The following is a 12,310-nucleotide window of genomic DNA, read 5'->3' on the forward strand; positions in this document are numbered from 1 at the left end:
GCACAAACGGGGCGCCATCTGGCGCCCCGTCGTCACTTCATTTTCCTGCAAGTGCGGCTTACTTGACGGGCTCGACCAGGAAGTCCACGGCGGCACGCACCTCGTCGTCGGACAGGTTGGTGTGCCCGCCCTTGGGCGGCATGGCGCCGATGCCGTTGATGGCGTGGTCGTACAGGGTCTCGATATCCTGATCGATGCGGCCCTCCCACTCACCAGCCTCGCCACGGCGCGGAGCGCCGGCGGCACCGGTCATGTGGCACGCCATGCAGGCCTGGTTGTAGATCGCCTCGCCGTCGATGCCGGCATGGGAGGGAGCGTTGCCATTGGCATCCTCCTCGGTGGCCTCGGCAGCCTCTTCGGCCGGGGCTTCCTTGGCGGGCGCTTCTTCCGCCGCGCCGCCCAGTTCCGGCACGTCCATCACCGGCTCGAGCAGGTAGGCGGTGGCCGCGGCGACCTCGTCATCGGAGAGGTTGGGGTTGCCGCCACGGGCCGGCATGGCATTGAAGCCGTTGATGGAGTGGTCGAGCAGCGTATCCCAGCCCTGGTCGATGCGTGCGCTCCAGGCGCCTTCGTCGCCGCGTACCGGGGCACCGGCGGCACCGGTCTCGTGACAGGCCATGCAGACGCGGTTGTAGATGGCGCCGCCGTCGATGCTGTCGGCGCCGTTGCCGTTGGCCGCCGGGGCAGCGTCCGCAGAGGCCGCGGTACCGCAGTCCTCGCCCTGCAGGCAGAGCTGGCCCGCCGGCTTGAGACGCTCGGCGATGGCGTCACGGTCGACGTTGGCCTGGGCGGTAGCCATGCCGGCGGACAGGCCCAGGGTGGCCAGGCACCCCATGATAAGTTTGCTGGATTTCACTCTCACCACCTCTTGACGGTCCTGTAGAAGTTGTTCGCGGCGCAGGCCCGGTTGCCGATGCGGCCGGAAGACGCCATGACGCGTATTTTAGTGCGGTTCAGTATACCGGCATCCCCGGCGGCTGGAAAATGCTGCCCCCCCGCCATTCGCATGAGAGGCCCCGGCGACGCGGCCGGCCCGCGCTGGACAGGCGCCGGCGAGGCGGTTAGGATGACGACCGCCTGGTGTCGGCACCGGGCACTGCGCGCCCGTAGCTCAGCTGGATAGAGTACTGCCCTCCGAAGGCAGGGGTCACAGGTTCGAATCCTGTCGGGCGCGCCACGAATTCAAGGGCCTGCGACATCGTCGCAGGCCCTTTCGCTTTTCCGGGGCCGGGCTGTTGATGCCGATCCCTACTCGAAGACGATCCGTGGCAGATAGAAGGAGACCACCCAGTTGGGCGCATCCACGATCTCGCTGATGCGCAGGTCGCCGCACACCGAGCAGAGCATGTAGGCCTGTTCGGCCGGCATGTTCCGAGACTTGCCCAGCCAGTCGATGGCCCCTTCCACCGCCTGGCGTGCCCCTGTCATCAGGTCGGGCCCGATGCCCGTGAACACCTCATAGCCGGCGCCGTCCAGATGGCGCGTCACGGGCCCGGGTGTGCTGAAGCGGGGCATGGCCAGGGGCGTGTCCTTGATCAGGTCCAGGGTGACGCTGGCCGTCATCGCGCTTTCGATGGCGGTGCCGCAGACTTCGCCGTCGCCCTGGGCGGCATGCGTATCCCCGATCGAGAACAGCCCCCCGACGACTTCCACGGGCAGATAGAGCGTGCTGCCGGCGCTTAGGTCGCGAATGTCGAGATTTCCGCCGACGCGCCTCGGCGGCACGATGGAGTGGGTGCCCGCGGCGGCGGGGGCCAGCCCGATGGTGCCGGCGAATGGTTTCATGGGGATTCGTGCCTGGCTTGCGTAGGCGGCAGGTGTCCGAGTGGTGGTGTCGTAGTCCCAGAGGAAGAGCGCCGGGGACGTGAACTGATCGTGCAGCAGTCCGAATCCGGGGATGATGGCGGTCCAGCCGAACCCGGAGGGGCGGAACTCGTTGATCGTCACCTTGAGGATGTCGCCCGGTTGCGCACCATCGACAAAGATGGGGCCGGTCACCGGGTTGAGGTGCTCGAACGGCATGGTCGCCACGTCCGCCGCCTTCGACTCTCGGGTGAAGTAACCGCCGGAGGCATCCTGGCACTCGAAGGAGAGGGTGGTTCCGGGTGCCACCGTCTCGACGGGGGCGTAGGCAGGATTCCAGCCGTGATGGCAGTGCTGGCCATGGATCGTCTTGATGGGCGTCGGATGGGCCATGGTGGCATCTCCTTTCTGTGGGAATGACTCAGGGCATCAGGGCGCTGGCGATACTCAGCAGCCGCTGATCCTGATAGCGGTCGGCGATCAGCTGCACACCGACAGGCAGCCCCTGAGGCGTCCAGTGAAGTGGCAGGTTCACGCAGGGCACCCCCAGCAGGGTCCAGACTCGCGAGTAGATCGGGTCGCCGGTGCTGGCGAGGCCTTCCGGGGCCACGCCCGGGGCGCTGGGGGCAAGCAGCACGTCGAAGCGCATGGCAAGCTGTTGCGACAGCGTGAGCCTGGCCCGGTCGACGGCCTGCCGAGACGTCCAGCAATCCGCCAGAGACAAGCGCAGCCCCTCGTCCAGCAGTGCGATCAGGGCCGGGCTCATCGATGCTTCGAAGCGCTCACGCTCACTGGCCAGGGCGTCTGCGGCCTCGTAGGCCAGGATGACCTGCTGGTGGGCCACGAGCTCATCGAATGACGCGCCCAGCTCGGCGGTACCGATATCGGCGCCAAGGGCGGCCATCTTCTCACCGGCGCCTTTCAGGGCGGTGGCGGTCTCCGGCGACGGCGAATGTGTGCTGGGCACCTGGCAGAGGCCGACGCGGACCCCGTCGAGCCGCGTCAGGGTGCGGATCGGGGGACTGCCGGTGAGAGCCCTGAACAGCGTGCGGCTGTCCTCCAGGTGCCTCGTGAACCAGCCCAGAGTGTCCAGTGATGGGGCGAGTGCCTTCACCCCGGCGACGCTCAGCGTGCCGTGGGTGGGCTTGAAGCCGACAACGCCACAGTAGCTGGCCGGGCGGATGATGCTGCCCACGGTCTGGGTGCCCAGCGCCACGGGCACCATGCCGGCGGCGACGGCGGCCGCCGAGCCGCTCGAGGAGCCGCCCGGGGTGCGTGTCGGATCGTGGGGGTTGCGGGTCTTGCTGGGCTGGAAGTAGGCATACTCGGTCGACACCGTCTTGCCCATGGGCAGGGCGCCGAGGCGCGTCAGCTGGGTGACGATGGCCGCGTCCATATCAGCGCGGTCGACCCGGTGATAGTCTCGGGTCCCCCATGTGGTGGGCAGTTGGGTTGTGTTGATGATGTCCTTGATGCCCACCGGGACGCCGCCAAGGGGCGCGTGAGGGGGGCCGCCATCATGCACGGCTATGGCGGGCTCGGAGGCCAGGCACTCCCAGGCCTGGATGGTGGGATCCTGGGCTTCGATGCGCTCCCGGCAGGCCCGCCACCAGTCGAGAGGCGAGAACTCGCCGCGGGCGAGTCCGCGCTGAAAGCCTGCCAGGGTCATCCGGGTCCAATCGGTCATGTGCCTTCCACTCCTGACTGACCTGCTGCGTGAGGGGGGACGTGAGCGTGCTGGCCCGAAGTGGGATCAGGGGGCCGGCGGTTCCCCGAGAAGGTCGAGGCCGGTCCCCAGCTGCTCCTCGATGGCCTGGCCGATGGCCAGCAGCCGGGCGTCCTGCCAGGGGCCGGCCAGCACCTGCAGTCCGACCGGCATGCCGGCACTGTCCTTGCCGACCGGCAGGGTCAATCCGCAGAGCCCCATGAAGTTGGCGATCACCGTGTTGCGCAGCGCCTGCATGTTGGCACGGGCGTAGGCGCCCTCGGGGAGCAGACTCTCCAGGGTGGGGGGCGTGATCGCTACGGTGGGAGTGAGCAGGGCGTCCACGTCGGCCAGGCGCGTCGCGGCGGCGACAGTCAGCTTGTCGATGATGGCGCGGCGGCGGACGTACTCCCAGGCCGGCATGTCGTCCGCGGCCTTGACTCGTGCAGCGACATTGGGGTCCAGGGTCTCGATCATCTCGGGCAGCTCGGTCTTGAGGAAGGCCGCCAGTTCGGCTGCGGCCAGCCCCCCTTGCTGGAACAGGGTGTACGCCTCGTCGGTATGGGGCAGGTCGAGGGTTACCACGCGGGCTCCGGCCGCCTCGAGCCGGCGGATGGCCGCCTCGACGGCTTCGGCAATCCCCGGGCTGCAGTCTTCCCAGAAGAAGGTGCTGGGCACGCCGAAGGTCAGATCGGCCAGCGCGGGCGGCGCCGGAACGCGGGTGGCCCGGCCCGTCAGGGCGCCGTCTAGCGCATCGAAGGTGAAAGCCAGGTCGTCCACTCGGTGAGCCAGCAGCCCCGGGGTGTCCAGGGTGCTGGAAAGGGGCACGATCTGCTGCGTCGACCAGCGGCCGGCGGTGGTCTTGAGTCCCGCGACCCCGGTCATGGAGGCGGGAATACGCACCGAACCGGCGGTATCGGTGCCGAGGGCAAGACTGGCGGTGCCTCCCACCAGTGACACCCCGGCGCCGGCGCTGGAGCCACCCGGCGTCCGGTGGTGCTGGCGGTCCCAGGGGTTGCGAGGCGCGCCCCAATGGGCATTAGTGCCGAGACCGCCGAAGGCGAACTCCACCGTGTGGGTCTTGCCCATCACGCTCGGCAGCTGGGCAAGCAGAGTTGCGACCATGGGGCCGGGCTGTTCCCACGCCCGGGGCAGCCGCCGCGACGAGCCGGCGTAGGTCGGCAGTCCCGGTACCGCATAGATGTCCTTGATGGAGACGGGAATGCCCATCAGGGCACCGGTATCCCCGCCCTGGTGGATCACCGCATCGGTGGCCCGGGCGAAGGCCAGCGCGGCCTTGCCGGTCCAGGTCAGGTAGGCATGGTCATGTTCGCCGCGGGCCTGGTGGGCCGCCAAGGAGGCCTCGGCCAGGCGGGTGGCAGTGAGCGAGCCGCTGCGCAGTCCGGCGTAAAGTTCGCGGAGCGGACGCTTCAGGGGGGAGTCGGTCATGGCTGACTTCCTTTTGATCAGTCGCGGATCTCGAAGATCGCTTCGACTTCGACGGCGGCGTTGCCGGGCAGGGTGGCAACCCCGATGGCGGTGCGGGCATGGCGCCCGTTCTCGCCGAACAGCGTGATGAACAGCTCCGAGGCGCCGTTGATCACCAGCGGCACGTCGTGGAACCCGGGTGCCACGTTGACGAAGCCGTTCATGCGCACGCAGCGCACGACCCGGCTCATGTCGCCGCCCACCGCATCGCTGAGCGAGGCCAGCAGGTTGAGGGCACAGGCCTGCGCGGCCAGCTTGCCGGTCTCGAGGTCGAACTCGGCACCCACCTTGCCGGGGTAGAGGACCTCGCCGCCCTGCTCGCAGATCTGGCCAGCAAGGAACAGCTGGTTGCCCAGCCGTGACCAGGGCAGGAAGGCGCCTCGGGGGCGCGGGATGGCGGGCAGGGTGAGGCCTTGTGCGGCCACGGCCGCTTCAATGGTCTGGGTCATATCAATCATTCCTTGTCTTGAGCAGCTGCTCGACGGCATGAGCCAGGGTGCGGACGGCAACCACGGCGTCGGCGCGCTCGATCTGTTCATCGGGGTGGTGGCTGATGCCCGCGCGGCAGGGAGTGAAGAGCATTGCCGTGGGGCAGAGGTGGGCGAGATGGATGGCGTCGTGAAAGGCTCCGGACACCAGTCGCGGGGCCTTTGGCCAGTGCGCCTCGACGGCCTCGTCAAGCACGGCGACCAGAGCGTCATCGAAGGCTACCGGGGCCACCCGCGAGGTGGCCTGCAGGCTGGCTATGCAGCCGGACCACTGCCGCTGCGCCAGCTGTCGGAAGGCCGTGTCCAGCGCCTCCAGCACCTTCGGGTCGGGGTGGCGAAGGTCGATGGTGAAGCGGGCCCGCTGGGGGATGGTGTTCACCGAGTTGGGCGACAGCGCGAACTTGCCGATGGTGAAGCGCACCTGATCGTCGTGGGCCGCCACGGCTGCCTTCAGGGCGCCGACCAGGGCGTGGGCGCCCATGAAGGCATCGCGACGCGACGCCTCCGGCGTGGTGCCCGCATGGTTGGCCTGACCGTCGACCTCGACTTCGTACCAGTGGACGCCCTGGATGCCGGTGACGACACACACCGGCGCGCCCTGTTCCTCCAGCACGGGGCCCTGCTCGATATGCAGCTCAAGGAAGGCATGGGGCACGACCGGCGCGGAGCGAAAGTGAGCGCCGCGGGCCTCCAGCAGCGCCAGGCAGTCGGCCAGCGCCGCCTGGAAGGTGACCCCCTCATCGTCCTGTGCGGCGAGGATCGTCTCGGCGTCGCGCCGGCCGGCGAACCAGGATGAGCCGGAGGCGCCAGGGGTGAAGCGTGCCCCCTCCTCGTTGGTCCAGGAGACCACCTCGACCGGTCGAGCATGGGTGACCTCTTGCTCGGCTAGGGCGCGCAGTATGGCAAGGCCGGCCACCACGCCCAGGGTGCCGTCATAGGCCCCGGCGTTGGGCTGGCTATCGAGATGGCTGCCGATCAGCAGCGGGGCGAGGGTCGGATCCTGCCCCTCTCGGCGCAGGAAGACATTGCCCATGGCGTCGTAGTGGGCGCTGCACCCCAGCGCCTCGCCTTGCGCCATCAGCCACCGCCGGGCGTGGTTGTCCTGATCGCCCAGTGCCAGGCGGCGGATGCCGCGAGGGGAGAGGGCGCCGATCCGGGCCTGGGCCTCGACATCCTTCCAGAAGCGGTCGCCATCGACCGCGCTGGCCAGGAATGCACTCGCTTGCATGGTCGGTCTCCTCAGTAGAGCAGCGATGGTAGCCAGGTGCTGATCCAGGGCACGTAGGTGATGACCATCAGGGCGATCAGCATGATCAGGATCAGCGGCAGGCAGGCCTTGAAGACCTCCTGCAGCGACATCTTCGAGATCGCCATGGCCACGAACAGGTTCAGGCCGACGGGCGGGGTGATCATGCCGACGGAGAAGTTGACCAGGGTGATGACGCCGAAGTGGACGGGATCCACGCCGACCTGGGCGGCAATCGGCTGCAGCAGCGGCGACAGGACGATGATGGCCGAGGCGCTGTCGAGGAAGAAGCCGGCAACGATCATCACCACGTTGAACAGCGCCATCACCAATAAGGGGTCGTCGGTAAGAGAGAACACCTGCCCCGCCAGCTGGGTTGGGGTGCCGGTAATGGCCAGCAGCCATGAGAAGGCCGAGGCCCCGGCGGTGATCAGCAGCAGCGTGGCCGAGATCAGGCCGGAGCTGCGCAGGGTGCCGAGCAGGTCCCGGAAATCGATGCTGCGATAGACCACCATGCCGACGAACAGCCCGTACATGCAGGCCACCGCCGCCGATTCGGTCGGGGTGAAGATGCCGCTGTAGATCCCGCCAAGGAGGATGAACGGCAGGCCCAGGCCCCAGGCGGCTGACTTGAATGCCGTGCCGATTTCGCGGTGGGACGGGAATGGCGAACGCTGATAGCCCTTGAACGAGGCGTAGACAATGCAGTAGGCGATCAGCAGCGAGCCGATCAGGATGGCCGGCAGCAGGCCGGCTGCGAACAGCCGGCCGACCGAGGTGCCGGTCACCGACCCATAGATGATCAGTGCGATGCTGGGCGGCACGATGGGCCCCAGGGTGCCCGCGGTGGCAATCAGGCCGATGGCGAAGCGCTTGTCGTAGCCGGCCGCCACCAGGGCAGGGAACATGATCGTGCCGATGGCCACTACCGTGGCGGGGCTGGATCCGGAAATTGCCCCGAAGAACAGGCAGGAGAGCACGGTGGCCGCCGCCAAGCCTCCCGGTACCCAGCCCACCAGCGCCTTGGCCAGGTTGATGAGCCGGTCCGACAGTCCGCCGATGCGCATCAGCTCGGCGGCCAGGATGAAGAAGGGGATGGCCATCAGAGAGAAGTTGTTCATCCCGGTGAACATGCGCATCGGCACGATCACCGGGTTGGTGGTGCCGAAGAACTCGATGGCCAGGATGACGGAGAAGGCCAGCGCCGCGAAGATCGGCAGCCCCAGCAGCAGCACCGCGAAGAAGATGGGAAGAAGTGCCGTGATCATGAGGGTCTCCAGTCGTTAGACGAGCTTGTCTTTCTCGGCGGCGAGCTCTTCGGCGAGAGTGACCGGCGGCTTGGTCCAGGCCTCATGGATGACCCACAGGTAACGCAGGATCAGCAATATGCCCGACACACCGATTGGCAGGTAGAACCAGGCCATGGGCAGACGCAGGGCGGCCGTAAGCTGTCCGCGCCCCAGCGTGTTGAAGTAGAGCTGGAAACCGTAGTAGGCCAGGAAGCCGGCGAAGGCGATGCCCAGCACGGCGGCGATGATATGCAGCCAGCGGTTGATGGCGGGGGGCACAAAGGCGTTCAGCACGTCGACGGAGATATGCACGCCGTGCCTGACCCCCATGCTGGCCCCCACGAAGCTCATGCAGATGATGGAGTAGATGACGACTTCCTCGGCCCAGAACAGCGAGCCATTGAAGCCGTAGCGATAGACGACCTGGATGGTGGTGATGATGGTCGCGATCGACATGAACGCGACCATCGCCACACTCTCCAGGAAATCAATCACCTTGTTGAGTGCTTCAAACATGGTGAGTGCACCGGGTTAGAGTGACATCGAAGAGGGTGGCAGGATCAGTACTCGATACCCACCGCGTCATAGACCTTGTGCAGGAGCTCGGTGGTGACCACGCTCTCGTACTCCTCATGCACCGGCATGCTGGCCTCGATGAAGGCCTCGCGCGCCTCGGGGGTGATCTCGTTGATCGCAATCTCGTCCTGGATGGCGGCCAAGATCGTCTCTTCGTCCTGCAGGGTCAGCTCGCGTGAGGCGGTGCGCCCGTTGTCGAAGGCTTCCAGCATTACCGCCTGCAGATCCTCGGGCAGGGAGTCCCAGGAGTCCTGATTGATCACCGCCGCGTAGGCGTGGTAGGCGTGGTTGGTCAGCGACAGGTAGTCCTGCACTTCGTGGAAGCGCATGGTGTAGATATTGGCCAGCGGGTTCTCCTGGCCGTCGACGACGCCCTGCTGCAGGCCGTTGTAGACCTCGGAGAAGGCCATGGGGGTGGCGTTGGCGCCGAAGTTCTGATAGGTGGAAATGATGATCGGTGCCTGCATGGTGCGCATGCGAATGCCATCGAGGTCCTCGGGGCCATGGATGGGCCTGATGTTGTTGGTCATGTGGCGGAAGCCGGCGCCCCAGAAGTTCACGCCATACATGTTATGTCCGCTGAGGGTGTCCAGAATCTCGCGCCCCACGTCGCCATCCAGGGTCGACACCATGGTGTCGTAGTCGGCGATCAGGAAGGGCAGGTCGAGGATCTGCATGCGCGGCTCGAAGTTGCCGAGTGTTGCGGTGGGCGGGATGCCGATATCGACCAGGCCCATCTGGATCTGCTCGATGATCTCCACGTCGCCGCCGACCTGGGCCGCGGGCAGCACGTTGATCTGGATGCGTCCCTCGGACTTCTCCTCGACCTCCTCCTTGAAGCGAAGTGCTGCCTGTCCGTTGGGCGTATCCTCGATCAGGACGTGGGCGAAGCTGAAGGTGTACTCGGCGGCCTGGGCCTGGCTCATGCCGAAGGACGCGGCGGCAATCGCCGCCACCAGTGACACCTTGGTCAGTTTGCTCTTCATTGTCAGCACCTTGTTGGGTTGTTGGTGTGCATCTTCGCGTGACGATCGACACCGGGGGAGCCCGGCGTCACCCGCACTCGGTACGGGCCCTTTCAGCCTGACGCGGACAGGCGGAGCATGTTGCCGGCCATGCTCAGGCCGTCAGGGTTCGTAGTTGCGCGCCGACCTCGCCGTTCGCTGAGGCGAGGAGGGCCGACAGGGCAAGCCTGGCCTTGCGGGCGCTCAGGTCGTGTACGGCGATGACGCCGGTCTCCTCCAGGCTCGCCAGGCTGCCCACGAACTCGTAGCTGGCGTGGACCGGCCCGCTGGGGCAGCTGCTGACGATCGCCACCGGGGTGCCTTGCGCGGTAATGCGCGTGATGACGTCCAGCCAGTCTGGAGGAACGTGGCCGCGCCCCAGGCCGTCGATCACCAGGCCGGCGGCGCCCCCGGCAACGGCAGCCTCCAGCAGGGTGGGCGAGGCATCCAGATAAGCAGGCAGGATGTCGACCCTCGGCAGCGTGGCGTCGGCGGGAAGCTCCAGGCCCACGGAGCGAGTGGGATGCATCGCGATGGTCACTCTCGCCCCGTCGACATAGCCGAGCGGACCGGCCTCGGGCGCGGCAAAGCCGTTCACCTGAAAGCTGCTGACCTTGCGCACCTGCCGGGCAGAGAAGATCGACTGGTTGAACACCACCAGAGGGCCGAGGCCGCGGGCCTTGTCGCTCGCGGCGACCATCACGGCGTCGGCGATATTGCGAAAGGCATCCGTCCCGGGTTCATGGGGGGCGCGCTGCGAGCCGGTCAGCACGACAGCGGGGGAGGCCGACAGGGTGATGTCGAGGAAGTAGGCGGTCTCCTCGAGGGTGTCGGTGCCATGGGTGATGACGACGCCCGCCACGTCGGAGCACTCGGCCAGGGTCAGGCACTCCCGGCGCAGGCTCATCAGGTCGTCGCGGGTAATGGCATTACTGGGCTTCTGGAGCAGGGAGCGGACCTCGACGTCGATGGCCGCGCCCTCCGGCAGCGAAACCTGGCTCATCAGCACGTCACCCTGCAGTGCACCCGACCGATTCCGGCCGGAATCATCCAGGCTGCTGGCGATGGTGCCGCCGGTGGTGATAACCACCACCCGAGTGCTTGTCCTGACTCTTGTCATTGTTGTCACCGTGTCGGGCATGGGGGCTTGGGCCCGTGATGCCGTTTCAGTGGTCAGGCATCAGATGTCTGTTGTCTGAACCCATGCTAGACTCGATTTCGAGCCGCCTGCAAGCGGGAAATGACAGGACGTCCAAATTTTTCGGCATCGACAAAGAATATTTCGCTTCGATGCGGCACGCCACGCCAACACGAGACGCCAGCATGAGCCTGAAACGCCAGCCCACACTGCCGCTCACGTCCATGGAGAGCTTCGGCAGCTCCATCGACCGCAGCTCCGTCGCCCTGCAGCTACTGGAGCGTATCAAGGAGGCTCTGATCCGCGGTGAACTCCAGCCGGGCGATTACCTGCCGTCGGAGACCGAGCTGACCCAGACCCTGGGGATCGGCAAGTCGAGCGTCCGCGAGGCCATCAAGATGCTCCAGGCCATCGGCATCGTGGAGGTCAAGCGGGGGCAGGGCACCATGATCTGCCGCGAGCCGGGCGCCCCCCTGGTGGACCCGATGGCCTTTGGGATGATCCTGGCGCGGGGCATGACGCGCGACGTGCTCGAGTTTCGCAAGATGTTCGAGCCCGCTTATACCCTGCAGGCCATGCATAATGCGCGTCCAGAGGACCATGCCCGCATCCAGCGGACCATCGAGGACATGGCCTCGGCAATTGCCAACGGGGAGCAGACGGCGCGCCACGATGCCGCCTTCCACAGGGCCATCCTCCATGCGACCCACAACCCCATGACTATCCGTGTGGGTGAGACTCTGATTCAGCTGACGGAGGCGGCCTTGGAAACCTCCATGCAAACCCTGCCCGAGGTCGCCCTTAAGGATCACCGAGCGATCTACGCCGCCTTCCAGGCGGGCGACGAAGAGGCGGTGAAGGCGGCCATCACTGTCAGCAGCGAGAGCTGGGAGACCAACCTGACCTACGTCGACTGATCTGAGAGCCGGCTGCCCCGCGCCACGCCCGCCCGGCTAACCGTCGGCGATGCGATCCCGTCCCGCGGTCTTGGCCGCATAGAGCGCCCGGTCGGCGCGTTCCAGCATCGCCTGAGGGGGGCACCGGGCCGGAAGTCGGTCAGTCCGCTGCTGGCGGTGACCCTCAGCCCCACCCAGTCATGGGTCCGGATTGCCTCGAGCAGCCGCTGCATGGCGCTGCGGGCCGCCGCGATAGTGGGGTGGCTCATCCAGGTAGCGAGCCGAGCTGCAGATCAGGCACAGCTTGTCGAAGGTGCCGGGGCGCAGCAAGGAAGCCATCAAGCTGATGGTGCCGCCGATGGAGTGCCCCACCATCATCGCCCTCTCGAGCTGGAGCTCCTCGCACAGGGCGGGCACGTCCTCGGCATGGCCCGCGGGGGTGCCGTGGCGGTGAGGATCGAAGGCGGCGGGGTCGGCGGCGCCGAAGCCGGGCAGGTCGAGCAGGATCAGCTGGTAGTCGGGCTCCAGGCGCGGCAGCAGGCGGCTCTACACCGTCTGGTCACAGCCGAAGCCGTGGAGCATCACCACCGGGATGGCACCGCGCCCATGCCGGGTCACATTGAGTCGCTGGGTCAGGTTGCAGGTCATGCTCGGGTCTGGTGGCGTGGCTCTCGCTC

At 67.0% G+C, this 12,310-nt stretch carries 12 protein-coding genes and 1 tRNA gene; 2 read left to right on the top strand and 11 right to left on the bottom strand.

Going from position 1 to position 12,310, the window contains the following annotated elements:
- Positions 1 to 58: 58 nt before the first annotated feature.
- Positions 59 to 856 (bottom strand): cytochrome c5 family protein, encoded by a 798-nt coding sequence (locus DER72_RS07885; RefSeq protein WP_110069453.1) that lies wholly within the window; start codon positions 854 to 856, stop codon positions 59 to 61.
- Between the two features lie 244 nt (positions 857 to 1,100).
- On the opposite strand from DER72_RS07885, the gene DER72_RS07890 reads away from it, so the two are divergent.
- A tRNA-Arg gene (locus DER72_RS07890) sits at positions 1,101 to 1,177 on the top strand.
- A gap of 71 nt (positions 1,178 to 1,248) precedes the next feature.
- Here DER72_RS07890 and DER72_RS07895 read toward each other — a convergent pair.
- From DER72_RS07895 to DER72_RS07935, 9 genes are all read right to left on the bottom strand, one after another.
- The gene (locus DER72_RS07895) at positions 1,249 to 2,196 is read right to left on the bottom strand and encodes an acetamidase/formamidase family protein (RefSeq protein WP_110069454.1); all 948 of its coding nucleotides are present in this window, start codon (positions 2,194 to 2,196) and stop codon (positions 1,249 to 1,251) included.
- Between the two features lie 28 nt (positions 2,197 to 2,224).
- Complete coding sequence (locus DER72_RS07900) at positions 2,225 to 3,490, bottom strand: amidase (protein WP_110069455.1); 1,266 nt, start codon at positions 3,488 to 3,490, stop codon at positions 2,225 to 2,227.
- Positions 3,491 to 3,556: 66 nt separating this feature from the next.
- Positions 3,557 to 4,957: an amidase gene (locus tag DER72_RS07905; RefSeq protein ID WP_110069456.1), complete on the bottom strand. Its 1,401-nt coding sequence runs from the start codon at positions 4,955 to 4,957 to the stop codon at positions 3,557 to 3,559.
- Between the two features lie 17 nt (positions 4,958 to 4,974).
- Positions 4,975 to 5,445, bottom strand: coding sequence for a RidA family protein (locus tag DER72_RS07910; RefSeq protein WP_110069457.1), 471 nt, complete (start codon positions 5,443 to 5,445; stop codon positions 4,975 to 4,977).
- A 1-nt stretch (position 5,446) separates the two neighbouring features.
- Complete coding sequence (locus tag DER72_RS07915; RefSeq protein WP_110069458.1) at positions 5,447 to 6,712, bottom strand: M20 family metallo-hydrolase; 1,266 nt, start codon at positions 6,710 to 6,712, stop codon at positions 5,447 to 5,449.
- Between the two features lie 11 nt (positions 6,713 to 6,723).
- Complete coding sequence (locus DER72_RS07920; protein ID WP_110069459.1) at positions 6,724 to 7,998, bottom strand: TRAP transporter large permease; 1,275 nt, start codon at positions 7,996 to 7,998, stop codon at positions 6,724 to 6,726.
- Positions 7,999 to 8,013: 15 nt separating this feature from the next.
- Entirely contained in the window at positions 8,014 to 8,535 is a 522-nt protein-coding gene (locus DER72_RS07925) for a TRAP transporter small permease (protein ID WP_110069460.1), read from the bottom strand.
- A gap of 44 nt (positions 8,536 to 8,579) precedes the next feature.
- The gene (locus DER72_RS07930; RefSeq protein ID WP_110069461.1) at positions 8,580 to 9,581 is read right to left on the bottom strand and encodes a TRAP transporter substrate-binding protein; all 1,002 of its coding nucleotides are present in this window, start codon (positions 9,579 to 9,581) and stop codon (positions 8,580 to 8,582) included.
- 133 nt (positions 9,582 to 9,714) lie between these two features.
- The gene (locus tag DER72_RS07935) at positions 9,715 to 10,692 is read right to left on the bottom strand and encodes an asparaginase (RefSeq protein ID WP_258306238.1); all 978 of its coding nucleotides are present in this window, start codon (positions 10,690 to 10,692) and stop codon (positions 9,715 to 9,717) included.
- A 230-nt stretch (positions 10,693 to 10,922) separates the two neighbouring features.
- Between DER72_RS07935 and DER72_RS07940 the strand changes: the two genes are divergently transcribed.
- On the top strand, positions 10,923 to 11,654 hold the full coding sequence (locus DER72_RS07940; RefSeq protein ID WP_110069463.1) for a FadR/GntR family transcriptional regulator: 732 nt from the start codon (positions 10,923 to 10,925) through the stop codon (positions 11,652 to 11,654).
- Positions 11,655 to 11,831: 177 nt separating this feature from the next.
- On the opposite strand, the gene DER72_RS07945 is transcribed toward DER72_RS07940, so the two are convergent.
- Positions 11,832 to 12,173 (bottom strand): alpha/beta fold hydrolase, encoded by a 342-nt coding sequence (locus tag DER72_RS07945; RefSeq protein WP_110069464.1) that lies wholly within the window; start codon positions 12,171 to 12,173, stop codon positions 11,832 to 11,834.
- Between the last annotated feature and the right edge of the window lie 137 nt (positions 12,174 to 12,310).

The organism is Halomonas sp. A11-A, assembly GCF_003182195.1.
Classification (GTDB): domain Bacteria; phylum Pseudomonadota; class Gammaproteobacteria; order Pseudomonadales; family Halomonadaceae; genus Halomonas; species Halomonas alkalicola.

Bases quoted from the DNA above. Each gene is read 5' to 3' on its own strand.
- DER72_RS07895 (WP_110069454.1), bottom strand. From the start codon at position 2,196: ATGGCCCATCCGACGCCCATCAAGACGATCCATGGCCAGCACTGCCAT.
- DER72_RS07900 (WP_110069455.1), bottom strand. From the start codon at position 3,490: ATGACCGATTGGACCCGGATGACCCTGGCAGGCTTTCAGCGCGGACTC.
- DER72_RS07905 (WP_110069456.1), bottom strand. From the start codon at position 4,957: ATGACCGACTCCCCCCTGAAGCGTCCGCTCCGCGAACTTTACGCCGGA.
- DER72_RS07910 (WP_110069457.1), bottom strand. From the start codon at position 5,445: ATGACCCAGACCATTGAAGCGGCCGTGGCCGCACAAGGCCTCACCCTG.
- DER72_RS07915 (WP_110069458.1), bottom strand. From the start codon at position 6,712: ATGCAAGCGAGTGCATTCCTGGCCAGCGCGGTCGATGGCGACCGCTTC.
- DER72_RS07920 (WP_110069459.1), bottom strand. From the start codon at position 7,998: ATGATCACGGCACTTCTTCCCATCTTCTTCGCGGTGCTGCTGCTGGGG.
- DER72_RS07925 (WP_110069460.1), bottom strand. From the start codon at position 8,535: ATGTTTGAAGCACTCAACAAGGTGATTGATTTCCTGGAGAGTGTGGCG.
- DER72_RS07930 (WP_110069461.1), bottom strand. From the start codon at position 9,581: ATGAAGAGCAAACTGACCAAGGTGTCACTGGTGGCGGCGATTGCCGCC.
- DER72_RS07940 (WP_110069463.1), top strand. From the start codon at position 10,923: ATGAGCCTGAAACGCCAGCCCACACTGCCGCTCACGTCCATGGAGAGC.